This is a genomic window from Faecalibacterium sp. DFI.5.82, from assembly GCF_029076575.1.
Lineage (GTDB): Bacteria > Bacillota > Clostridia > Oscillospirales > Ruminococcaceae > Faecalibacterium > Faecalibacterium duncaniae.
Map to the genome: position 1 here is coordinate 1 of NZ_JARFIS010000015.1, position 22092 is coordinate 22092.

Annotated in this window: 19 protein-coding genes, 3 tRNA genes and 1 pseudogene; 12 read left to right on the plus strand and 11 right to left on the minus strand. The window is 60.7% G+C overall.

What is annotated here, in order from left to right:
• Positions 1-184 precede the first annotated feature (184 nt).
• On the minus strand, positions 185-1120 hold the full coding sequence (locus P0G09_RS14590; RefSeq protein WP_097772786.1) for an FKBP-type peptidylprolyl isomerase: 936 nt from the start codon (positions 1118-1120) through the stop codon (positions 185-187).
• 15 nt (positions 1121-1135) lie between these two features.
• Entirely contained in the window at positions 1136-1510 is a 375-nt protein-coding gene (locus tag P0G09_RS14595; protein WP_097772785.1) for a DUF3592 domain-containing protein, read from the minus strand.
• Positions 1511-1730: 220 nt separating this feature from the next.
• On the opposite strand from P0G09_RS14595, the gene P0G09_RS14600 reads away from it, so the two are divergent.
• The 3 genes from P0G09_RS14600 to P0G09_RS14610 all read left to right on the plus strand — a co-directional run bounded on the left by P0G09_RS14600 (position 1731) and on the right by P0G09_RS14610 (position 3540).
• Positions 1731-1817, plus strand: a tRNA-Leu gene (locus tag P0G09_RS14600).
• A 137-nt stretch (positions 1818-1954) separates the two neighbouring features.
• The gene (locus tag P0G09_RS14605) at positions 1955-3343 is read left to right on the plus strand and encodes an alanine/glycine:cation symporter family protein (protein ID WP_275253007.1); all 1389 of its coding nucleotides are present in this window, start codon (positions 1955-1957) and stop codon (positions 3341-3343) included.
• A gap of 114 nt (positions 3344-3457) precedes the next feature.
• Positions 3458-3540 (plus strand) — tRNA-Tyr (locus P0G09_RS14610).
• 300 nt (positions 3541-3840) lie between these two features.
• Here the strand turns inward: P0G09_RS14610 and P0G09_RS14615 are convergent.
• Together P0G09_RS14615 and P0G09_RS14620 are read right to left on the minus strand one after the other, a co-directional pair.
• Positions 3841-4071 (minus strand): annotated as a pseudogene (locus P0G09_RS14615) (TrpB-like pyridoxal-phosphate dependent enzyme); the annotation flags it as partial.
• 74 nt (positions 4072-4145) lie between these two features.
• Positions 4146-4316 carry a hypothetical protein gene (locus tag P0G09_RS14620; RefSeq protein WP_275253010.1) on the minus strand — a complete coding sequence of 57 codons (171 nt, stop codon included), beginning with the start codon at positions 4314-4316 and terminating at the stop codon, positions 4146-4148.
• Positions 4317-4429: 113 nt separating this feature from the next.
• On the opposite strand from P0G09_RS14620, the gene P0G09_RS14625 reads away from it, so the two are divergent.
• The 5 genes from P0G09_RS14625 to ilvA all read left to right on the plus strand — a co-directional run bounded on the left by P0G09_RS14625 (position 4430) and on the right by ilvA (position 10256).
• Positions 4430-5368, plus strand: coding sequence for a ribonuclease Z (locus P0G09_RS14625; protein WP_275253011.1), 939 nt, complete (start codon positions 4430-4432; stop codon positions 5366-5368).
• Positions 5365-6750 (plus strand): tRNA nucleotidyltransferase, encoded by a 1386-nt coding sequence (locus P0G09_RS14630; RefSeq protein ID WP_275253012.1) that lies wholly within the window; start codon positions 5365-5367, stop codon positions 6748-6750. The genes P0G09_RS14625 and P0G09_RS14630 overlap by 4 nt, the downstream gene beginning before the upstream one ends.
• Positions 6751-6814: 64 nt before the next feature.
• Positions 6815-7918 carry a tRNA 2-thiouridine(34) synthase MnmA gene (gene mnmA, locus P0G09_RS14635; protein WP_275253014.1) on the plus strand — a complete coding sequence of 368 codons (1104 nt, stop codon included), beginning with the start codon at positions 6815-6817 and terminating at the stop codon, positions 7916-7918.
• A 102-nt stretch (positions 7919-8020) separates the two neighbouring features.
• Positions 8021-8791, plus strand: coding sequence for a tRNA threonylcarbamoyladenosine dehydratase (locus tag P0G09_RS14640; RefSeq protein WP_156069403.1), 771 nt, complete (start codon positions 8021-8023; stop codon positions 8789-8791).
• Between the two features lie 259 nt (positions 8792-9050).
• Positions 9051-10256, plus strand: a complete 1206-nt coding sequence (gene ilvA, locus P0G09_RS14645; protein ID WP_098923287.1) for a threonine ammonia-lyase — start codon at positions 9051-9053, stop codon at positions 10254-10256.
• A gap of 121 nt (positions 10257-10377) precedes the next feature.
• Here the strand turns inward: ilvA and P0G09_RS14650 are convergent, their stop codons facing one another.
• Positions 10378-11586, minus strand: a complete 1209-nt coding sequence (locus tag P0G09_RS14650; protein ID WP_275253017.1) for an ATP-binding protein — start codon at positions 11584-11586, stop codon at positions 10378-10380.
• Between the two features lie 331 nt (positions 11587-11917).
• Here P0G09_RS14650 and ilvB point away from each other — a divergent pair, with 331 nt between their 5' ends.
• The 4 genes from ilvB to ilvD all read left to right on the plus strand — a co-directional run bounded on the left by ilvB (position 11918) and on the right by ilvD (position 17256).
• Complete coding sequence (gene ilvB, locus P0G09_RS14655) at positions 11918-13582, plus strand: biosynthetic-type acetolactate synthase large subunit (RefSeq protein WP_275253018.1); 1665 nt, start codon at positions 11918-11920, stop codon at positions 13580-13582.
• A 13-nt stretch (positions 13583-13595) separates the two neighbouring features.
• Entirely contained in the window at positions 13596-14159 is a 564-nt protein-coding gene (ilvN, locus tag P0G09_RS14660; RefSeq protein WP_098923283.1) for an acetolactate synthase small subunit, read from the plus strand.
• Between the two features lie 215 nt (positions 14160-14374).
• Complete coding sequence (gene ilvC / locus P0G09_RS14665) at positions 14375-15394, plus strand: ketol-acid reductoisomerase (protein ID WP_005929348.1); 1020 nt, start codon at positions 14375-14377, stop codon at positions 15392-15394.
• Positions 15395-15597: 203 nt separating this feature from the next.
• Positions 15598-17256, plus strand: a complete 1659-nt coding sequence (gene ilvD, locus P0G09_RS14670; RefSeq protein WP_005929346.1) for a dihydroxy-acid dehydratase — start codon at positions 15598-15600, stop codon at positions 17254-17256.
• Positions 17257-17383: 127 nt separating this feature from the next.
• On the opposite strand, the gene P0G09_RS14675 is transcribed toward ilvD, so the two are convergent.
• From P0G09_RS14675 to P0G09_RS14700, 6 genes are all read right to left on the minus strand, one after another.
• Positions 17384-17460, minus strand: a tRNA-Met gene (locus P0G09_RS14675).
• Between the two features lie 89 nt (positions 17461-17549).
• The gene (locus P0G09_RS14680) at positions 17550-18716 is read right to left on the minus strand and encodes a DUF4349 domain-containing protein (RefSeq protein WP_275253021.1); all 1167 of its coding nucleotides are present in this window, start codon (positions 18714-18716) and stop codon (positions 17550-17552) included.
• Positions 18703-19194: a sigma-70 family RNA polymerase sigma factor gene (locus P0G09_RS14685; protein WP_097769967.1), complete on the minus strand. Its 492-nt coding sequence runs from the start codon at positions 19192-19194 to the stop codon at positions 18703-18705. Before P0G09_RS14685 ends, P0G09_RS14680 begins: the two co-directional genes overlap by 14 nt.
• Positions 19195-19297: 103 nt before the next feature.
• On the minus strand, positions 19298-19870 hold the full coding sequence (locus P0G09_RS14690) for a hypothetical protein (protein ID WP_035393305.1): 573 nt from the start codon (positions 19868-19870) through the stop codon (positions 19298-19300).
• Between the two features lie 219 nt (positions 19871-20089).
• Complete coding sequence (argF, locus tag P0G09_RS14695; RefSeq protein WP_117506136.1) at positions 20090-21088, minus strand: ornithine carbamoyltransferase; 999 nt, start codon at positions 21086-21088, stop codon at positions 20090-20092.
• A gap of 328 nt (positions 21089-21416) precedes the next feature.
• On the minus strand, positions 21417-21896 hold the full coding sequence (locus tag P0G09_RS14700; RefSeq protein ID WP_035393303.1) for a dCMP deaminase family protein: 480 nt from the start codon (positions 21894-21896) through the stop codon (positions 21417-21419).
• Between the last annotated feature and the right edge of the window lie 196 nt (positions 21897-22092).

The following is a 22092-nucleotide window of genomic DNA, read 5'->3' on the forward strand; positions in this document are numbered from 1 at the left end:
ATAAGTCCAGCGGAAAGCGGGTGCAGCACATCCATATCAAGTACGATGGGCTGGGGTACATCCCTCTGGATGAACTGGAAGCAAAAGAAAAGGCGTGACCGAAGTCACGCCAAATCTTCCCCATTTCAGGAGCTTTTGCAAATACTGTTTTATGGGAACTCTGCTACACGGCATCTCCCATTTTTTATGCGATGGTTTCCAGCACCGGTTCCTCCGGCGGGGGAAGCAGGGTGGAGTGGGCTTCCACGAACTCTGCCGCCCGCTGGCTGGCGATGCCCTGCCGCACCTTGCGGAAATCGTTGGCAGGGAAGGTGCGCTCACCCTTCCAGTGCGCCAGCGCGGCCTCCACCTCGGCATCGGTGGGCCAGAGGTGTTCCCGCTCGGCCACCATCAGAAGGCCCAGACTGCCCCGCAGCTTCTGCTCTGCCTGTGCGTGGAGCTCGGTGCGGAACTGTTCCACGGTCTGGCCCCGCACCTTGAGGTACTGGTCAAAGTTGACGTTGTTGGCCTGCAGCCGCAGGTTGAAGTTCCGCTGTTCGGCAAAATAGTTGCCGGAGACCAGATCCTTGGGCAGGGTGCCCTTGACACAGCCGCCCAGCTGGAAGATAAGCTCCCGGCGGGCCAGTGCTTTGGCCTGCGCACAGCGCTGGGCATAGAGCTCCCGTGCAACCTGCTGGCGCAGGGCCGCCTTGCCTGCGGCATCGGCGGCGCGGTCTTCATCGCCGTGCCGGGTGTTCACTTCCAACTCAATGCTCACCTGACGGATGGGCCGGGGCTGGATGGGCTGGGTGAAGCCGGTGTAACGCTCCAGCTCCAGCGGCGGCAGGCAGTAGAACTCTGCTCCCGCCCGGAAGCCCTCGGCCCGGTTGACGGCCAGCAGCTCAAAATCCGGATCGGTCACGGGAACCAGATGCTCTTTTTCCACAAGCTCCTGATATAATGTGGAAAAACCGGTCAGGATAGCCCGGTTCACGGCGGCAGTCAGCAGGTCCTCTTCCGTCTGCGGCGGGTTCTCTGCGGCCTGCTCGGCCTGAATGGCCGCTTCCAGCTCCTCGGCGCTGGCGGAAAATACCACCCGGCAGTCCCCGGGCTGGGGCATTCCAATATGTTCCAATACCATTGCGGTGACCTCCTTTCAACGGCTAAAGCTGACCATCAGTGCCAGCAGCACAACGGCCAGACAGAAATAGAGGATCTCGGCCCCCAGAACGGAGCGGTCGCCCTCCACATACATCTTCTCGGGATCTTCGGGGTCGTAGTACAGCGTGACCGTTTCTCCGCTGGCAAAGCCCTTGCCTTTGGCGGCTTTGGGGTAGTGCAGGCGGTGGCTGCCGCCCTCGGTCTCGAACTCAAGCAGATAAGCCGCGCCGTCCCGGCTCTGAACGGTGCCTGCCACCCGGGCCTCCACACGCTGGCCCTTCTGCTGTAAGCGGCGGCGCTGCAGCACACTGCGCAGGCCCATGTAGAACATGATGCCCGCGCCGATGATGAAGATCAGAACATTGAACATTCAGTTTCCCTCATTCCGTCATTACTCGCCCGGCGGCATACAGGCCGGACGGTCAGCTTTTATTGTACCATATTCCGGCCCAAATGCCCCTGTACGGAGTGCCCGAAATTTAGAGCATTTTTTTGTCGAACAATTTTGAAAATAGTGCTTGACTTTTCTTGTGGCTGTGGTATAATAACTAACGTTCCGAGCCGAACGGCCCACGAACAAAACAGAATATGCGGATATGGCGGAATTGGCAGACGCGTTAGATTCAGGTTCTAATCGGGGCAACTCGGTGGAGGTTCAAGTCCTCTTATCCGCACCAAACAAGAAAGATCCGAACCTTTTCTCGATAGGAGAAGGGTTCGGATTTTTTATTTTCCTTGCGCTGGGATTTTCTGATTTACAAACCTGAAGTGCTGTATTATAATAAAGTAATCACACAACAGGAGGCTCCTCAGAATGTCCCACTTGATCGAAACGGTATACAACCTGCTCTGGGGTGATCTGTTCACCCTGCCGGTGGGCGGCGGCATCGGCATCTCGCTGATGGCGGTGCTGCTGCTCACGGCGGGCGTGTTCTTCACCCTGCGCACCCGGCTGCTGCCCGTGCGGCTGTTCCGGGATATGATCGCCGCTGTCTGCGAGAAGAACCAGAGCAGGGACAGCCTTTCCTCTTTTCAGACGCTCATCGTCTCCACGGCCACCCGGGTAGGCATGGGCAATCTGGTGGGCGTGGTGGCGGCAGTGTCTGCCGGTGGTGCCGGTGCGGTGTTCTGGATGTGGGTCACGGCCCTGCTGGGGGCCTCCACCTCCTTTGTGGAATCCACACTGGCCCAGAAGTACCGGCAGCCCGACCCGCTCTATGGCGGTCAGCGCGGCGGCCCGGCCTACTACATCCATGTGCTGGCCGAGCGCAAGCGGGGCAAAAAGCTGCGTCATTCTATCATCGCGGTGTTGTTTGCCATTTCGGGCCTCATCTGCTGGTGCGGCATCAGCCAGGTCATCAGCAACTCGGTCAGCTCTGCCTTTGCCAATGCGTTCTCCATCCCGCCCATTGTGACTACGGTGGTGCTGGTGGTGCTCTCGGCGGTCATTGTCCTGCGCAAAGATGCCACCGTGAAAAGCCTGGATGTTATCGTGCCGATCATGGCGGTCTGCTATTTCGTGATGACAGTCATCATCATTGCGGTAAATTTCCGCCAGCTGCCCGCTGTGCTGGGCCGCATCTTCTCGGAAGCCTTCGGCCTGCGGCAGGTTGCCGCGGGCGGCTTTGGCGCGGTGCTGATGAACGGTGTCAAGCGCGGCCTGTTCTCCAATGAAGCGGGCAGCGGTTCGGCCCCCTGTGCGGCAGCGGCTGCCTTCTGCGATGACCCTGTGAAGATGGGCTTTGTGCAGGCACTGGGTGTCCTGATCGACACGGTGGTCATCTGCAGCTGCACTGCCTTTATGATGCTGCTGGCTCCCGCAAATGTCACCACTGGGCTGACCGGCATGGACCTGCTGCAGGCAGCGGCGCAGTACCATCTGGGCAGCTTTGGCGTGGTGTTCATTGCCGTCACGCTGGCGCTGTTCAGCTTCTCCACCTTCATCGGCATCCTGTTCTATGCCCGCTCCAATGTGGCGTACCTCTTTGGTGACCGCTGGGGCTGGCAGACGGCCTATAAAGTGCTGGCCCTTGTCATGCTGATGGTGGGCGGCCTGGAAGCCTATACCGTGGTGTGGGACCTGGGCGATGTGGGCATCGGCCTGATGACCATATTCAATCTCATTGCCCTCTACCCCATGTCCGGCGAAGCCATTGCCGCCTTGCGGGATTACGAGCGCCGGAAACATCTGACCAAAAACTGACCCTGCCGACAGCTTCCGCAGAAAAGCTGCAAAAATCCGAAAAAAGTAGTTGACAAATCGCCCGCAGTCTGATAAAATAAACAAGTCGTCCGGCAACGGATGTGAACAGAATCTGGGCGTGTTCCCGAGTGGCCAATGGGGACAGACTGTAAATCTGCTGCTTTTCAGCTTCGGTGGTTCGAATCCACCCGCGCCCATAAAAAGACCGTCAGTGTAGAGATATGCTGACGGTTTTCTGTTTGCAGAAGGTTTGGGTTTTCATGCGGGCGGATTCGAACAGCTGCGGCCCCGTCGCAGAAGAAGGGGCAAAAACAGCCCGGTGGGCTGTTTTTAGCAGCGCGGCTTGCGTAATCCACCCGCGCCCATAAAAAGACCGTCAGCGTAGAGATACGCTGGCGGTTTTCTGTTTGCAGAGGATGGTGTGCAGAAAAGGAGAAGCGTGTTCCCGGGATCGGGAGCGCGCTTCTCCTTTAGTATATAGTAATTATAGTATCGGCTCAGATCTCGTTGCCGGGGAACCGGGGGATGCCGTCAAAGCCCTTTTGCAGGTCGGCATCGGTGGGGATGTAGTCGCTCATCTGGCCATCGTGGAACTTCTCGTAGGCCACCATGTCAAAGTAGCCGGTGCCGGTCAGGCCAAAGACGATGGTCTTTTCCTCGCCGGTCTCCTTGCACTTGAGGGCCTCGTCGATGGCGTGGCTGCTCTCGGGGGCAGGCAGGATGCCCTCTCACTGGTTTGGCTGGATTTTATCACGTCATTGTCCTGAAGTCAAGAAGGAGATTTCAATTTTTACAAAAAAATTTACGCCCCCGGCAGAAACAGCAGCGTGCCCCGGGTGGCCAGTACAGGCTGGAACAGGCAGCCCGCCAGCCCGGCGGTGAGCGCCACGACGAGAAACAGCAGTGCCAGGATCAGAACGAGCCGGGCCAGCCCGAAGCGGTGGTGCCCGGCGGGGACTTTTTTGCGCTGCATGGTCAAACCTCCCTTTGTATCAGAGCTCTGCGCCATCCTATGCCGGGCTGTGCCGATTGTGTGCGGGCGCAAAATGTGGTACACTGTTACCGACAAATCACGGAGGAACTGTTATGCTGACCATTACACTGCTGGGCACGGCGGCCACCATGCCCCTGCCGGACCGTGCCCTGACCGCCGCGCTGGCCGAATGCGGGGGCCATGCCCTGCTGTTTGACTGCGGCGAGGGCACGCAGGCGGCGGCCCGCCGCGCCGGGGTCAACCTGATGAAGCTGGATGCCATCTGCCTGACCCACTATCACGGCGACCATATCTTCGGCCTGCCGGGCCTGCTGCAGACGCTGGGCTGTCAGGGCCGGGAGCGCCCGCTGACCCTTTACGGCCCGGAGGGGTTGGGGGAGGTCTGGCCCGCCCTGCGCACCCTGGCCGGGCCGCTGCCGTATCCGGTCAGGGCTGTGCAGCTGGACACAGACCCCATCGACCTGACCACCCTTTCCTCCGGCTGGCCTGCGGGGGCGCAGCTTACGCCTTTCCGCACCCGGCACCGGGTGCCCAGCCGGGGCTACCGGCTCGACCTGCCCCGGGCGGGCCGCTTTGACCCTGCAAAGGCCCGGGCACTGAACGTTCCGGTGCCTGCATGGAAGCTGCTCCAGCGGGGCCAGAGCATCCCGCTGGAAAACGGGGCGGTGGTCGCTCCCGCGGATGTGCTGGGCCCGGCACGCCGGGGTCTGCGGTTCGTGTTCTCGGGTGATACCGCCCCCTGCCCGGCACTGGAACAGGCCGCGCAGAACGCCGACCTTTTCCTCTGCGATGCCACCTACCCCGACAACGAGCAGGAGGCGCAGGCAAAGCAGTGGGGGCACAGCACTTTTGCGCAGGGTGCGGCCATTGCAAAAAAGGCTGACGTGCGCCGGTTCTGGCTGATGCATTATTCGCCCATGATCCTTGAACCGGAAGCCGTCCTGCCCAATGCGCAGGCGGTATTCCCGGCGGCGGAGTGCGGCTTTGACGGTAAACAGATCATCCTGCAATATGACGAGGAAGCAACATGACAACGATCAAACTTGACCCGGGTGCAGCCCTGCTGCTGGATGCGCTCCATGGGGCGGGCCATGCGGCCTACGCTGTGGGCGGCTGTGTCCGGGACAGCCTGCTGGGGCTGGACCCCCACGATTGGGACCTCTGCACCAGCGCCCGCCCGGAGCAGGTGATGGCGCTGTTCGGGGAGGAAAAGTGTATCCCCACCGGCCTGCAGCACGGCACCGTGACGGTGAAGCAGGGCGGCAGGCTCTATGAGACAACAACCTTCCGCACCGAGGGGGCCTATTCCGATGGCCGCCACCCGGATGTCGTCTGCTTTGTGCCGGATGTGCGGGAGGATCTTGCCCGGCGGGATTTCACCATCAACGCTATGGCATACAGCGCCGAGGAAGGGCTTATCGACCCCTTTGGCGGGCGGGACGACCTTGCCGCCCATCTCGTGCGGGCGGTGGGGGAGCCGGAACGCCGCTTTGAGGAGGACGCGCTGCGCATCCTGCGGCTCTACCGGTTCGCGGCCCGGTTCGGCTTTGCCATCGACCCAGCCACCGGTACTGCTGCCCGGGCACTGGGGCCGCATCTGGACTGCGTTTCGGCGGAGCGCATCCAGGAAGAACTGCTCAAGCTGCTGGCGGCACCCCGGCCCGGAAGCTATCTGGAGCCCGCTATTCTGGCCGTTGTCCTGCCGGAGCTGGAACCGGAAAAACAGCCGGAACGGTTTGCGGAACTCTGCCGTACCATCGACCGGATCGAACCGACAGCGGAGAACGTGCCCGCCCGGCTGGCGGCCCTTCTCTGCCCGCTGGGAGAAGCCGGCGCCCGCAAAGCTCTGCGCAAACTGAAATGCTCCAACGCGCTGACGGATGAAGTGACGACCTTGGTGGGGGGGAGTGTCGGTAGCTTTCTCCTCGGACACGAGACGGGCCATTCCATCGCCCGCCCTATTGCCTGCGGCAACAGGGTCCCACCCCAGCGGACGGTCCTCGGAGAAACTCCCGACACTCCCGTCCAAACGCCCTGCGGGACACCCGTGTCCGAGGAGGAAGCTCCCGGTACGCCCGGCTCCGAGATGCAGCTTACAGCCAAACGTCTTTTGGGCCGCTATGAGCTGCCGACGATCCAGCGCCTGACCGCCCTTTGCAGTGCCCGGCATCCGGAACAGGCCGAGGCCTTTGCTGCCCTGCGGGCCGAGGCGGAGCGGCTGACAGTAGAAAATGCCTGCTGCCGGGTGAGCCAGCTGGCCGTGAATGGCCGTGACCTGATGGCGGCGGGGGTCAGACCCGGCCCGGGTCTGCGGCAGGTGCTGAACGCCCTGCTGGAGGCTGTCATCACCGGGCAGACACCCAATGAAAAAGACGCGCTGCTGGCAGCGGCGGCTCAATTTTCTGCGTCTTGACAAGAGAAAGAAGCTGCGGTAGTATTATACTACTGTTTTAGTGTGTTATTGAATGAGGGACGATATGACAGAAGCACAGAACACGAAGCGCCCCGGGGCACTCATCGCCATGAGCGGCGGTGTGGACAGCTCGGTGGCGGCATGGCTGATGCAGCAGGCAGGGTACGACTGCACCGGCATCACCATGCGGCTCACCCGCAACGAGACGCTGGGGCAGTCCGGTTTCCACACCTGCTGCTCCGAAAAGGACATCGAGGATGCCGCCGAGGTGGCCTTTGCGATGGATATCCCCTATGAGGTGCTGGATTTCACCGCCGACTTCCGGGAGAAGATCATCGAAAAATTCATCCGGGTATATGAGATGGGCGGCACGCCCAACCCCTGCATCGACTGCAACCGGTATATGAAGTTTGACCACCTGCTCCGCTGGGCTGAGAGCCATGGCATGGAGTATGTGGTCACGGGCCATTACGCCCGGGTGGAGCAGGACGAGGCCACCGGCCGCTGGCTGCTGAAAAAGGGGCTGGACGAGGGTAAGGATCAGAGCTATGTGCTCTATAACCTGACCCAGGAGCAGCTGGCCCATGTGCGCCTGCCGCTGGGGGGGCTGCACAAGGCCGAAGTGCGTGAGATCGCGGAAAAACAGCATTTCATCAACGCCCACAAGCATGACAGCCAGGATATCTGTTTTGTGCCGGACGGCGATTACGCCCGCTTCATGGAGGACTTCACCGGCAAGCATTACCCGGCAGGCGATTTTCTGGACGAGAACGGCAAAAAGGTGGGCACTCACAATGGCGCGGTGCGGTATACCATCGGCCAGCGCAAGGGCCTTGGCCTTGCCATGGGTGCGCCGGTGTATGTCTGCGCCAAGGATATGCAGGCCAACACCGTCACGGTGGGCCCGGAGGAGAACCTGTTTGACCGCATCGTCTATGCCGACGAGGTGAACTGGATCGCCATCCCGGAGCTGACCGCGCCCTTGCGGGTCACGGCCCGCACCCGCTATCACCAGACCGAGCAGGCTGCCACCGTCTACCCGGCAGGAGAGGGGCAGTTCCGACTGGAATTTGACCAGCCCCAGCGTGCCCCCACGCCCGGTCAGGCCGTGGTGCTGTATCAGGGGGATGTTGTGCTGGGGGGCGGCACCATCGTTGCGGTGGAATAAACCGCTCAGGCGCTTTGCAGGAAAGTGATAAAGTAAAACGAGAGCAACTGTGCCGAACCGGTAAAATGAACGACACAGTGTAAAATGGAGGAGCAAGTATCTATGCAGGATCAATATTCCCGCACCCAGCTGCTGCTGGGCAAGGAAGCAATGGAAAAGCTGCACAATTCCCGTGTGGCGGTGTTTGGCATTGGCGGCGTGGGCGGCTACACGGTGGAAGCGCTGGCACGCAGCGGTGTGGGTGCGCTGGATCTCATTGATGATGACAAGGTCTGCCTGACCAACCTGAACCGCCAGATCGTGGCCACCCGCAAGACCGTGGGCCAGTACAAGGTGGATGTGGCCGAACAGCGTATCCACGAGATCGACCCCAACATCAAGGTCACCACCTACAAGATCTTCTTCACCCCGGAAACGCAGGATCAGTTCGATTTCACCCAGTACGACTATGTAGTGGATGCCATCGACACCGTCACCGGCAAGATCGCGCTGGTGGTCAAGGCCAAGGAGGCCGGTACCCCCATCATCTGTGCCATGGGCGCGGGCAACAAGATGGACCCCACCCGCTTTGAGGTGACGGATATCTACAAGACCTCCGTCTGCCCGCTGGCCAAGGTGATGCGCACCGAGTGCCGCAAGCGGCGGATCAAGCACCTGAAGGTCGTCTACTCCAAGGAGCCTGCCATGACCCCCATCGAGGATGATTCCATCAGCTGCAAGAACCACTGCATCTGCCCCCCGGGCACCCAGCGCAAGTGCACCGTCCGGCGCTCGGTCCCCGGCTCCAACGCCTTTGTGCCCTCGGTGGCCGGGCTCATCATCGGCGGCGAGGTCGTGAAGGATCTGGTTGGATTTGTGCCGATGAAAGGTTAAAAACGAGAACGCCCCTCTCCGGTCTCACAGATGCCGGAGAGGGGCGTTTTGGGTCAGGGGGGAGCTGCTTCCACGGCATGGGCACAGGTGGAGCGTGCATCGGGCCGCAGGGCTGCCGCCTGCCCGGGCGTAGCCATTGGCGGTCACCCCAGCAAACACAATGTTGAAATACGTTCATTTGACAAAATACTTTTGCTAATTTATACTGGGATGCATATTCACATGCAAAAATCAAGGATAGAAGATAGGAAGTATCGTCATGCTGACTCTGGATAAGATCTACCACGCCGCCTTTGTGCTCAAGGACGTTGCCCGCAAGACCGACCTGATTGAAGCGCCCAAGCTCTCCAAGGACTGCCACCTCTACCTCAAGACCGAGAACCTGCAGGTGACCGGCAGCTTCAAGGTGCGGGGAGCCTATTATAAGATCAGCCAGCTCTCCAGGGAGGAGAGCGAAAAGGGCGTGATCGCCTGCTCTGCCGGAAACCACGCACAGGGCGTGGCTCTGGCCGCCACCCGCAGGGGCATCAGGAGCATCGTCTGTATGCCGGACGGTGCCCCCATTATGAAGGTAGAAAACACCAAGAGCCTGGGCGCGGAGGTCTGTCTGGTGCCCGGCACCTATGATGATGCCCACGACAAGGCCGTGGAGCTACAGGCCGAGACCGGCATGACCTTCATCCACCCCTACGATGATGAACAGGTCATCGCAGGTCAGGGCACCATCGGTCTGGAGATCCTTGACCAGCTGCCCGATCTGGATGCCGTCATCGTGCCCGTGGGCGGCGGCGGCCTGATCTCCGGCGTGGCCTTTGCCATCAAGAGCCTGCGCCCCGAGGTCAAGGTCTATGGTGTGCAGGCCGAGGGTGCCCCCAGCATGTACCGCAGCCTGCATGAGCACAAGTATCAGACCCTGAAAAATGTGGCCACCTTTGCGGACGGCATTCAGGTCAAGACCCCCGGCGAGCTGACCTATCAGCTCTGCGAGGAATATGTGGACGACATCGTGACCGTCAGCGAGGACGAGACTGCCGCCGCCATCCTCTCCCTGATGGAGAACCAGAAGCTGGTGGCCGAGGGGGCCGGTGCGGTGCCTGTGGCAGCGGCGCTGTTCCACAAGCTGCCCATCGAGGGCAAAAAGGTGGTCTGCCTGATCTCCGGCGGCAACATCGATGTGAACATCCTCAACCGCGTCATCACCCGTGGTCTGGTGATGAGCGGCCGCAAGGCCAACCTGACCATCGCGCTGGAGGATAAGCCCGGCCAGCTGGAGCGGGTGGCCGCCATCGTTTCCCGCTGCGGCAGCAATGTGGTCTCTGTCCTGCACGATGGCTCTGACCCCAACATGCCCATCTCCAGCTGCTTCCTCAAGCTGGCGCTGGAGACCCGCGACCATGCCCAGATCGAGCAGATCCGGCAGGAGCTCACCAAAGAGGGCTTCCAGCTGGTGGCCGAGCGCGTTTGATTTTCTGACCGCCTCATCTGCCGCCTGCGGCGGCAGGTTTCTTCCAAAATAGCAAAAAGCGCTGTGCAGTCATTTCACTGCACAGCGCTTTTTCTTATCCATAAAAACGAAAAAGCAAACATTATTTCTGCACGCCGCTCTCGCACTGTTCGATGAACTGTTTGGCCACGCGGGGGCTGCGGCCGCCGGCGCGGATGGCGAAGGCCTCGGCCTTGACCAGCAGCTCTTCCATGGGCATCTGGATGTGGTGCTGTTTTGCCAGCTCTTCCAGAATGGCGGCAAAGCGGGCTTTCTCGGGCCGCTGGAAGGTGACAGTCAGGCCGAACCGGGCGGAAAGGCTCATCAGCTCCTGCCGGGTGTCGGCTTCGTGGATGTCGTCGCCGGTGCGGTCGGTCAGGGTCTCCTTGATGAGGTGGCGGCGGTTGGAGGTGGCGTACACCGCAATGTTCCGGGCCCGGCCGCCCACGCTGCCCTCGAGGATGGCTTTCAGGGCGGCAAAGTTGTCGTCGTTGGAGGAGAAGCTCAGGTCATCGATGAAGAGGATGAATTTGAGCGGGTTGGCCGCCAGCTGATCCATCAGGTCGGGGATCTGGTAGAGCTGGTTCTTCTTGACCTCCACCAGCCGCAGGCCGTCGGTGGCGTACTCATTGGCAATGGCCTTGACCGTGCTGGATTTGCCGGTGCCGGCATCGCCGTAGAGCAGAACATTGTTGGCGGGGGAACCGGCCAGCAGGGCGCGGGTGTTGGCAATGACCTTTTCCCGCTCCTTCTCGTAGCCCGGCAGCTCGCTGAGCTTCTGGGGGTCGGGGTACTTCACGGGCACCAGCTGGCCGTTCTCCACTGTGAACACGTGGTGCTTGGCAAACATGCCGTAGCCCTTCTTCCCGGCTTCCCGCATCCGCTGGTTATAGGCGGCGGTCAGGTCGAGCTGCCTTGCCTCCCAGCGGGGCAGGAACGCCAGCTCCCGGTTCTGCCGGTCGGCGGCTTCCAGCAGCGCGTCCAGCGTCAGGCCGCAGAGCTTCTGCAAAAAGTTCAGCTCGCTGTTCAGGGCAGCCTCCATCACAGGGGAGAGCTGGCCCGCAGCAGCCTGTCGCACACAGAAGGTCTCGGTCTCCAGCACGGCGTTGGAAAGATAATCGCCCAGATTGGTGGTGTGGGCAAATAGGGCGGCTTCAAAGGCGGCTACAGCATCGCACAGGGGGGCGATGGTATCGTCAGCCGCTTCCAGCCGGTCGGTCAGCGCCGCCAGCTTTGCCACAACGGGGTCGCCCAGCAGGGCACGGAAAACAACAAGCCCGTGGAGCCGGGCGTTCCATTCACGAAGTTGCATAGGAAAATCCTCTCTTTTTAACGGCCTTGCCCTCTCAGGCGCGCCGCGCCAGCTCCCCCAAAGGGGGAGCCATTGGCAGGCCGGTCAGAAGGCTGTTTATTTTTATAACAGTGTAGAATTGATTATACTCTTGGAAAAGGCGCTTAGCAAGGGTGTGTTCAATTATCTTCATCTTTCGGCTGATTCACTTTACAAATCGTCGATTGACAAAGGCCCGATTTATAGTATAATTGACCCAACGTTCAAATCGGAATGCAAGATGCGAAAAGTAACGTGTCTGAGGGAAATTTTGTTGAGAGTGTAAGAGGAAAAGGAACAGGAGCAACTTACCATGCAGTTGAATGGTTCGCAAATTTTTGTTGAAGTCCTCTGCGAACAGGGCGTGGACACCATCTTCGGCTACCCCGGCGGTGCTGTGCTGAACCTGTACGACGAGCTGTATAAGAACTCTGACCGCATCCACCATGTGCTGACCGCCCACGAGCAGGGCGCTTCTCATGCGGCCGATGGCTATGCCCGCGCAACGGGCCGCACCGGCGTGGTGCTGGCCACCAGCGGCCCGGGTGCCACCAATCTGGTCACCGGCATTGCCACTGCCTACATGGACTCCGTGCCCATGGTCGCCTTTACCGGAAATGTGCCGACCCCCGGTCTGGGCAAGGACAGCTTTCAGGAGGCGTACATCGAGGGCATTACGATGCCCATCACCAAGCACAACTTCACGGTGCGCAAGGTAGAAGAGCTGGCCGACACCATGCGTGCGGCGTTCCGTATTGCGCAGAGCGGCCGCAAGGGCCCGGTGCTGGTGGATATCCCCAAGGATGTCACCGCTGCTGTCTGTGAGTTCACTCCCAAGCAGCCGGAGCCGATCCGCACCGTGACCACCTACGACGAACAGCAGGTCAAGTGGGCCGCCGATATCATCAACGCGGCCAAGCGCCCGCTGGTCTATTTTGGCGGCGGCGTGCGGAGCGCGGCTTCCTGCCAGCCCCTGCGTGACCTGATCCACAAGGCGGAGATCCCCGCCACCTATACCCTGATGGCCGCAGGCGTTGTGCCCTATGGTGACCCGATGAACATCGGCATGGTCGGAATGCACGGCTGCTACACCTCCAACCGGGCGGTCGCGGATTGTGACGTGCTGATCGCACTGGGTACTCGCTTTTCTGACCGCGTGGCCCTGAACCCCAAGACCTTTGCCAAGAACGCCACCATCATCCAGATCGATATCGACCCCAGTGAGCTGGGCAAGAACGTGGATGTGGACCTTGCCATTGTCGGTGATGTCTGCTATGTCCTGAGCGGGATGCTCCCCCTCATTGAGGAGAAAAAGCACCCCGACTGGATGAAGATGATCCACGAGTGGCAGGCGCAGGATTACCACCCCGTGTCCGACCCCACCCGCCTGATGCCCCATCAGGTCATCGGCGAGGTGTGCAGCCAGTGCGGCCCTGAGGCCGTGTATGTCACCGACGTGGGCCAGCACCAGATGTGGGCGGCCCAGTACATCCGCCACACCAAGAGCCGCGGCTTTATCACCAGCGGCGGCCTGGGCACCATGGGCTTTGGTTATGGCGCGGCCATCGGCGCGCAGATGGCGCTGGGCCGGGAGCAGCGGGTGGTCATGTTCACGGGCGACGGTTCCTTCCACATGAACCTCAACGAAGCCTGCACCGCTGTCAGCTATGAGCTGCCCATCATCACGGTCATCTTCAACAACTCTGTGCTGGGCATGGTGCGCCAGTGGCAGACCACTTTCTACGAAAAGCGCTACTCCCAGACCGACCCCCACCGCCGCACCGACTTTGTCAAGCTGGCCGAGGGCTTTGGCCTGAAGGGCTACCGCTGTACCAACCTCCCCGAGTTCCAGGCCGCATTTGCCGATGCCCTCAAGCAGAAGGGCCCCACCTGGATCGAGTGCATCATCGACAAGGACGAAAAGGTCCTGCCCATGATCCCCGGCGGCGGCGACATCAATGATATCATCATGGAATAAGGAGGACTGACCCATGGAATCCAAACGCAGAGTCATCAGTCTGCTGGTGGACAACCAGAGCGGTGTTCTGGCCCGGGTGTCCAACCTGTTCTGCCGCCGCGGCTTCAACATCGACAGCCTGACGGTGTCCGCCACCAACGACCCGGCGGTCAGCCGCATCACCGTGACCATCACCAGCGATGAAAAGGCGCTGAGCCAGCTCATCCTCCAGACCGAGCGGCTGGAAGTAACCCGGCAGGTGTTCGTGCTGGACCACGAGAACTCGCTGGAACGGGAGCTGCTGCTGCTCAAGTTGGCTGCCGATGTCCACAACCGCAGTGAGCTGCGGGAGATCGCCAGCATCTACAAGGCAAAGATCATTGATCTTTCGCCCGACAGCATGGTGCTGGAGCTGACCGGCCGCCCTGAAAAGGTGGACGCGTTCCTCAAGATCCTGGCAGATTACAAGATCCTTGAGCAGTGCCGCACCGGCGTGACCGCCCTGGAGCGCGGCGGGATGCACCAGCACATGCAGAAGCCCCCGCAGGAGGTGCGGGCAGCCCAGCTGCCCCTGCCCGGGACCCATTGCCCGCAGTAAGGGAAGAAACCCCACCGTCAATGCTTCGCATTGCCACCGCCCCTAGTAGGGGCGGCTCTGGCGTTGCATAAAGCCCTGCAAGTTCCCCTTTCTGCCAAGGGCTCCCCTATTAGGGGAGCTGGCGAGCAGATGCGAGCCTGAGGGGTTCAACTCAGTTTTCCATAAAAATCAAAATATAAAAATAAAACAGGAAAGAGTAAAAGGAGACTACTACCATGGCGATCAAGAAATACTACGATTCCGACTGCAACCTCGGCGTGCTGGACGGCAAGACCGTTGCTGTCATCGGCTTCGGCAGCCAGGGCCACGCCCATTCCGAGAACCTGGCCGAGAGCGGCGTGAATGTTGTTGTCGGTCTGCGCAAGGGCTCTGCCCACTGGGCAAAGGCCTCCGAGTTCGCTGCCACCCACGACAACTTCAAAGTCATGGAGGTCGAAGAGGCTGCCAAGGCTGGCGATGTTGTGATGATGCTGGTGCCCGATGAGCTGTGCGCTGATATCTACAACACGCAGGTCGCACCTTACATGACCGAGGGCAAGGCTCTGGCCTTTGCACACGGCTTCAACATCCACTTCAAGACCATCACCGCTCCCAAGAACGTTGACGTGATCATGATCGCTCCCAAGGGCCCCGGCCACATCGTCCGCCGCCTGTACACCGAGGGCGAGGGCTGCCCCTCTCTGATCTGCGTGGAGCAGGATTACACCGGCAAGGCAAAGGACATCGCTCTGGCTTACGCTTCCGGCATCGGCGCTGGCCGTGCAGGCATCCTGCAGACCACCTTCAAGGAGGAGACCGAGACCGACCTGTTCGGCGAGCAGGCAGTTCTGTGCGGCGGTGTCTGCGAGCTGATCCACGCAGGCTTCGATACGCTGGTTGAGGCTGGCTACGAGCCCGAGATGGCATACTTTGAGACCTGCCACGAGATGAAGCTGATCGTTGACCTGATCAACGAGGGCGGCTTCTCCAAGATGCGCTACTCCATCTCCAACACCGCTGAGTACGGCGATTACCGCACCGGCAAGCGCCTGATCACCGAGGAGACCCGCAAGGAGATGAAGAAGGTCCTGACCGAGATCCAGGACGGCACCTTTGCTTCTGAGTTCCTGACCGAGATGAGCCCCAAGGGCGGCCGCAAGGTCCACTTCCTGGCTGAGCGCCGGATGCAGGCCGAACACCCCATCGAGAAGGTGGGCGCAGAGCTGCGCAGCATGATGAGCTGGCTGAAGAAGTAATTAACTCCCCCAGTCGCCTGCGGCGACAGCCCCCTCAAAGAGGGAGCCTTTTGTCTGACCGCAGCGTGAAGCCTCCCTCCGTGAGGGAGGTGGCATCGCGCAAGCGATGACGGAAGGAGTTCAGCCAAAAGCTGCTTTTAAAACTAAGAAAGGCTCCCTCCTTTGGGAGGGGGTCTTTTGTTATAAGGAAAAGAGGATATGTTATGAGAAGCGATAACGTGACCAAGGGTTCGGAGCGGGCCCCCAACCGAAGCTTATTCTACGCACTGGGTTACACCCCCGAGGAGCTGGAGCGCCCGCTGATCGGCGTGGTCAGCGCTTACAGCGAGATCGTGCCCGGCCACATGAATCTGGATAAGATCGCCGATGCCGTCAAGGCCGGTGTGGAGATGGCGGGCGGCACCCCCATCCTGATCCCGGCCATCGGTGTCTGCGATGGCATCGCCATGGGCCATGTGGGCATGAAATACTCCCTGGCCTCCCGCGAGCTGATCTGCGACAGCGTGGAGACCATGCTGATGGCCCATCAGCTGGACGGTCTGGTGCTGGTGCCCAACTGCGATAAGATCGTGCCCGGCATGGTCATGGCCGCAGTCCGCATGGATGTGCCCGCGGTGGTCTGCTCCGGCGGCCCCATGCTGGCTGGCAGCTACGGCGGCGAGGAAGTCAGCCTTTCCAAGATGTTCGAGGCTGTGGGCGCTTACAAGGCCGGTATGATCACCGACGAGCAGCTGGAAGACTGCACCTGCAACTGCTGCCCCAGCTGCGGCAGCTGCTCCGGCATGTACACCGCCAACAGCATGAACTGCCTGTGCGAGGCCATTGGCATTGCCCTGCCCGGCAACGGCACCATTCCGGCGGTCTACTCCAAGCGCCTGCAGCTGGCCAAGCACGCCGGTATGGCCATCATGGACATGGTCAACAAGGGCATCACCGCCCGCCAGATCATCAACGAGCGCTCCATCCGCAACGCACTGACCTGCGATATGGCGCTGGGCTGCTCCACCAATACCGTCCTGCATCTGCTGGCCATTGCCTACGAGGCCGGTGTGCCCATTGACCTGAAGCTCTTCAACGAGATCAGCGCCAGGACCCCCAACCTCTGCCATCTGGCCCCCGCAGGCCCCACCCACATGCCCGACCTCTATGCCGCAGGCGGCATCCCCGCTGTGCAGGCAGAGCTGGCCAAGAAGGGCCTGCTGGATCTGGATGTGCCCACCGTCACCGGCAAGACCCTGGGGGAGAACATCAAGGGTGCCCACATCCTGAACGAAAAGGCCATCCGTCCCATCGAGAACCCCTACTCCCAGACCGGCGGCCTGCAGATCCTGTGGGGCAACATCGCTCCGGACGGCTGTGTGGTCAAGCGCAGCGCCGTGGCCCCCGAGATGCAGCAGCACTCCGGCCCGGCCCGCGTGTTCAACAGCGAGGAGACCGCCATTGCAGCCATCTACGCAGGCCAGATCGTTCCGGGCGATGTGGTGGTCATCCGCTACGAGGGCCCCAAGGGCGGCCCCGGTATGCGCGAGATGCTCAACCCCACCTCCGCTCTGGCCGGTATGAAGCTGGATAAAACCGTGGCCCTCATCACCGATGGCCGCTTCTCTGGCGCAAGCCGCGGCGCAGCCATCGGCCACGTCAGCCCCGAGGCTGCTTCCGGCGGTCCCATCGGCCTGATCGAGGAGGGCGATACCATCAGTATTGATATCCCCAACGCAAAGATCACACTGGAGGTCAGCGACGAGGTGCTGGCCGAGCGCAAGGCAAAGTACGTTGCGCCCGAGCCCAACATCAAGACCGGCTGGCTCAGCCGCTATGCCCGCATGGTCACCAGTGCAAACCTGGGTGCGGTGCTGAAGTGACCCGGAAGACCGCATAACAGCAAAAGCTCCCGACGCGCAGAACGTCGGGAGTTTTTTTATCCGAAACAGCGGGATACAGAAAATGGGACAAAAGAAAAAGCATCCTGAATCACTTCAAGATGCTTGGTGGTTGCGGGGGCCGGATTTGAACCAACGACCTTCGGGTTATGAGCCCGACGAGCTACCAGACTGCTCCACCCCGCGATATTTACTTGTCTGCATCAGCTGTTCGCTGACTGCTCAAGTATAATACCACAGAGGCGGGTGGATGTCAAGGGTTTTGGAAAAGTTTTTTACTTTTTCTTTCTGGGATGGCGGACACGGTAGTAGATCACGCCGCAGACCGCGCCGATGAGGATGGCGGGCCATGCGCCCACAAGGAACACCGCCGCGGCCTGTGCACCGGACACGAAGCCGGTCCAGCCATTGCGCAGGGCGGCCAGCAGCTTTGCGCCGAAGCTGGTGCTGGTGGGGGTCAGGGTCTCCACCTCGTTCAGGGTGATATAGACAGTGCAGCAGGAGACCTGATTGCTGTACCAGTCCAGCTGGCTCTGCCAGCTCTCGATCTGGTACTGCACATCGCTCAGGCTGGACTCGATCTCCAGCAGGTCGGCCAGGGTATCGGCCTGGGCCTGCAGCTCCTGCAGGCGGGTGCGCTGGGCGGTCAGGCTGGCCAGCCGGGCCTCGGTGTCCATATACCGGGTGGTGATATCCTCCGCCTGCTGGTTCTGGTAGGTCACGCTGCCGGACTGGGCAGCAGCGGCCAGAAAACTCTTGTAGCTGTCCTGGGGCACCCGCAAAGTCAGGCTGACGCTCCGGGTGCTGTCGGTGTTGGTGTACTCACTGCTGGATTCCATATAGCCGTCCGCGTCAGAAAGGGCCGCATCCAGTGCCGCACGGGCGGTATCGTAATCCCGGGTCTCCAGCGTGAGGTTGGCAGTATAGATGATCTTGGCGCTGTCGGCGGTGCGGGTGGAAGCATCGCTCTCCGCTTCGCCGGAGGTCAGCAGGGAACCGCCGGCGGCAGTGTCTGCTGACCGGTAGCCGTCCTCTGCGCCGAAGGTGGAGATACCGTTGTCCGCAGAACCGTAGGTGGCGTTTTCGGTGTCCTCCATGGAGTAAACAGCGGCCTGCGGGGCGGCTTCCTTGGTGGCGGCGGCAGAGTAGTTGGAGGAAGAGCCGCCGCCCAGCAGGGTGACCCCTTTCCATTCATAGGCATACACGGCACCGTACAGGCAGACCCCGCAGACTGCCACGCAGGCGGCCAGCTGGGCCCAGCGCCGGGCGGGGAAGCGGAGGGGCTTTTTCTGTTTTTTGGGGGTCGGGGAAGGCGCGGGCATGGCGATGCTCTTGGCACCGGGTGTTTCGGCGGCATTGGCCTGCAGGGCAAGCAGTTTTGCCTTCAGGTCATCGGAAGCGTGCAGATCGTCCACTTCCATCTTGTATTCATACCACCTCATCTTCGATCTCCTCCTTCAGCAGCGTATGTAACTGGGCGCGTGCCCGCCGCAGCCAGCTGAGCACCGTGTTGGTGGGCGCACCCAGCATCCGGCCTACCTCGGCGGCAGTGTAGCCCTCGTAATAATGGAGGTACACGGCGTTGCGGTAGTTTTCCGGCAGAGTGCGCACCGCATCGAGCACACTGCCGTCATTTCCGGATTCCGGGGCAGGAATGTTTTCGTCCAGTTCGGTGTCCTTCTGGCGCGCGGCCCGGGTGATATCCCGGCAGCGATTGATGGCGACCCGCAGCAGCCAGGCTTTGAGGTGCTCCTCACTCTCAAAGCGGCCTTCGTAGCGCAGGAGCTTTTCAAACACATCCTGCACCACGTCCTCCGCGTCGGCGGTGCAACTGCAATTGTGCATCGCGGCGCGGAACACGGTGTCGCTGTATCGCTGTACAGCCAGCGCAAAAACTTCGTCTTTGGTCAACTGTCCCATAAGTCTCTTTCTCTCCTTTACGGCCCCGGGCGGGGCTGGTGGAAACAACTGTTTCAAAGGGACGTTTCACCCCATATACGGGTGAAGCGCACGGATTATTGCATTAACGATATAGCCTTTGGAAAAGGGCAATTTTCTCCGCAAGATACAGATCTGCTTTGGGGTGGGCCAGCCAGTGCTTCTGCCGGGTGGTCTGGCACAGGCGGCGGGCAAGGGCGGCAGGGTCGGTGTCGATGGCCTCCACATCCTGCAGGGTCAATTGCAGGGTCAGAGCGGCCGGGACATCCGGCAGGGGAGGCAGCGGGTCCTCCCAGACAAAGGGAGGCAGCAGCTGCACCGCGCAGACAGCGCGGGAACACTCCTCGGTGAGCAGCAGGGCGGCGGGGGAGCCATCCGGCTCCACATGCAGGCTGCTGTAAAGCAGCTGGAGGTTCCGGGGAGCAGAGAGCAGAACAGCACCCTCGTCCGCCGTTTCGCTGAGGGTGAGGCACCCGGCGGCCTCGTCGGCATAGATGCGCCGGGCCGGTGCCCGGAAGCTGGCATAGAGCGCAGGCAGGTGGAAAACGCCCGCCTTGTCCAGCCCGTGCTGCAGCAGCAGATAGAATTCGGTCAGCGGGTGGTCCGGGTCCGGCTGCGGCATCCCGAAGTCCGGCCGGGAAAGATGTCCTCCGCCCATAGTCTCCCTCCTTTTCCAGTGCATTACCCTTTTAGTATATGGGTTTTGCAACGGATTTTCAACTGTAATTGCAACGCTTTCGGAGAATGGAAAATTTTCCCGCGCGGCCAGGACCCTTTGCAGGGGAGCCTCCGGCAGACCAAAACGGGAGACAGAAACAAAAAGCCCGATCGTTCGGGAACGACCGGGCCTGTGCATATTGTGCTGAGAGAGACGCAGTTACTTCTGATAGCCCAGCGTAGCTGCCATCACGGCTTTGATGGTGTGCATCCGGTTTTCGGCCTCGTCAAAGACGATGCTCTGGGGGCCCTCGAATACCTCATCGGTCACCTCCATGGCATCGCGGCCAAAGCGCTCGCCCATCTCCTTGCCCACAGCGGTCTTGTGGTCGTGGTAGGCGGGCAGGCAGTGCATAAACACGGCCTTGGGGCCTGCAATATTCATCAGCTCCTGATTGATCTGATAGGGGGCCAGGTCGTGGATGCGCTCGGCCCAGACCTCGATGGGCTCGCCCATGGAGACCCACACATCGGTGTAAAGGACATCGGCACCCTGGGCAGCCTTGGCGGGGTCCTCCTCAAAGGTCAGGGTGGCACCGGTCTCGGCGGCAATGGCCTGGCACTGTGCGATCAGGGCGGCATCCGGCTGATACTTTTTGGGGGCGCAGGCAGTGAAGTGCAGGCCCATCTTGGCACAGCCCACCATCAGGCTGTTGCCCATGTTGTAGCGGGCATCGCCGAAGTAGACGAAATGGATGCCCTTCAGGCTGCCGAAGTGCTCCCGGATGGTCAGGAAGTCGGCAAGGATCTGGGTGGGATGGAACTCGTTGGTCAGGCCGTTCCAGACCGGAACACCGGCGTAATGGGCCAGGTCTTCCACGATCTCCTGCCCATAGCCGCGGTACTCGATGCCGTCAAACATCCGGCCCAGCACCCGGGCGGTGTCGGCAATGGATTCCTTTTTGCCGATCTGGCTGCCCGACGGGTCAAGGTAGGTGACCTCCATGCCCAGATCGTGAGCGGCGACCTCAAAGCTGCAGCGGGTGCGGGTGGAGGTCTTTTCAAAGATCAGGGCGATGTTCTTGCCTGCCAGCTGCTCATTGTGGCGGATGCCGGCCTTTTTCCTGGCCTTCAGGTCAGCGGCCAGATCGAGCAGCTCCTCGATCTCGGCAGGGGTGTAGTCCAGAAGCTTCAGAAAACTGCGATTTTTCAGACTCATTGTATACTTTCCTCTCTATGCAATGCAAAATGTATATTTATTCGATAAGATGGTTCTATTATATAACGAATAAACTGTATTTTCAAGGGAAAGTTTTGGGAGAAACCTCTCAGTCGCGGGCGCTGCCGCGACAGCTCCCCTAGTAGGGGAGCCCTTGGCAGAGGATTCATTTTTCGCAATGATCGCTGGCGCTCCAAAACCGATGCCTGCCGCAGGGCAAACAGGAGCGAAGCGCTGACCCACGAAAACGCAACGGTATGCCAAGGCCTCTCCTACTAGGAGAGGTGGCATCGAGCGAAGCGATGATGACGGAGAGGTTTCGCTCCCCTTACAGCTCCAGCAGTTCCTTCCGCCCGCTGGGGGTGTAGGCGGTCAGCCGCACGCCTGCCTTTTTGAACATGAACCGCGCCGCCACGCTGGAATCGGAATCGTGGTACTTGTCGCCGTAGTACACCACCTCGGAGATGCCGGACTGGATGATGGCCTTGGCGCACTCGTTGCAGGGGAAGAGGGTCACATAGACCCGGGCACCCTTCAGGTTGTTGTGGGCGCTGTTCAGGATGGCGTTGAGCTCCGCATGGCAGACGTACATGTACTTCGTGTCCAGCGGGTCGCCCTCGCGCTCCCACGGCATGGCATCGTCATCGCATCCAATGGGCATTCCGTTGTAGCCCAGGGAGAGGATCTTGTTCTCCGGGCTGACGATGCAGGCTCCCACCTGGCTGCTGGGGTCCTTGGAGCGCATGGCGGTGAGCAGGGCGATGCCCATAAAGTATTCATCCCAGTTGATGTAATCGGTGCGTTTCATGGCAAAGTGCCTCCCTCTATCTTTCATTGGGTCTATTGTACCATGCCAACCCACGTCCTGCAATCGATTTTGCGCGCATCCGGTCAAAATGCACAAAAGAACCCTGGGAAGTTTGGCGGGCAGGTGAAAGAAAATTTCGGACAATCTATTTGAAAATCATTTTGAGTGTGGTATTATCTTTGTAAAATATGCCACA

Excerpts from the sequence above, each read along its gene's own strand:
- P0G09_RS14590 (WP_097772786.1), bottom strand. The coding sequence starts at position 1,120 with ATGGTATTGGAACATATTGGAATGCCCCAGCCCGGGGACTGCCGGGTG.
- P0G09_RS14595 (WP_097772785.1), bottom strand. The coding sequence starts at position 1,510 with ATGTTCAATGTTCTGATCTTCATCATCGGCGCGGGCATCATGTTCTAC.
- P0G09_RS14605 (WP_275253007.1), top strand. The coding sequence starts at position 1,955 with ATGTCCCACTTGATCGAAACGGTATACAACCTGCTCTGGGGTGATCTG.
- P0G09_RS14620 (WP_275253010.1), bottom strand. The coding sequence starts at position 4,316 with ATGCAGCGCAAAAAAGTCCCCGCCGGGCACCACCGCTTCGGGCTGGCC.
- P0G09_RS14625 (WP_275253011.1), top strand. The coding sequence starts at position 4,430 with ATGCTGACCATTACACTGCTGGGCACGGCGGCCACCATGCCCCTGCCG.
- P0G09_RS14630 (WP_275253012.1), top strand. The coding sequence starts at position 5,365 with ATGACAACGATCAAACTTGACCCGGGTGCAGCCCTGCTGCTGGATGCG.
- mnmA (WP_275253014.1), top strand. The coding sequence starts at position 6,815 with ATGACAGAAGCACAGAACACGAAGCGCCCCGGGGCACTCATCGCCATG.
- P0G09_RS14640 (WP_156069403.1), top strand. The coding sequence starts at position 8,021 with ATGCAGGATCAATATTCCCGCACCCAGCTGCTGCTGGGCAAGGAAGCA.
- ilvA (WP_098923287.1), top strand. The coding sequence starts at position 9,051 with ATGCTGACTCTGGATAAGATCTACCACGCCGCCTTTGTGCTCAAGGAC.
- P0G09_RS14650 (WP_275253017.1), bottom strand. The coding sequence starts at position 11,586 with ATGCAACTTCGTGAATGGAACGCCCGGCTCCACGGGCTTGTTGTTTTC.
- ilvB (WP_275253018.1), top strand. The coding sequence starts at position 11,918 with ATGCAGTTGAATGGTTCGCAAATTTTTGTTGAAGTCCTCTGCGAACAG.
- ilvN (WP_098923283.1), top strand. The coding sequence starts at position 13,596 with ATGGAATCCAAACGCAGAGTCATCAGTCTGCTGGTGGACAACCAGAGC.
- ilvC (WP_005929348.1), top strand. The coding sequence starts at position 14,375 with ATGGCGATCAAGAAATACTACGATTCCGACTGCAACCTCGGCGTGCTG.
- ilvD (WP_005929346.1), top strand. The coding sequence starts at position 15,598 with ATGAGAAGCGATAACGTGACCAAGGGTTCGGAGCGGGCCCCCAACCGA.
- P0G09_RS14680 (WP_275253021.1), bottom strand. The coding sequence starts at position 18,716 with ATGAGGTGGTATGAATACAAGATGGAAGTGGACGATCTGCACGCTTCC.
- P0G09_RS14685 (WP_097769967.1), bottom strand. The coding sequence starts at position 19,194 with ATGGGACAGTTGACCAAAGACGAAGTTTTTGCGCTGGCTGTACAGCGA.
- P0G09_RS14690 (WP_035393305.1), bottom strand. The coding sequence starts at position 19,870 with ATGGGCGGAGGACATCTTTCCCGGCCGGACTTCGGGATGCCGCAGCCG.
- argF (WP_117506136.1), bottom strand. The coding sequence starts at position 21,088 with ATGAGTCTGAAAAATCGCAGTTTTCTGAAGCTTCTGGACTACACCCCT.
- P0G09_RS14700 (WP_035393303.1), bottom strand. The coding sequence starts at position 21,896 with ATGAAACGCACCGATTACATCAACTGGGATGAATACTTTATGGGCATC.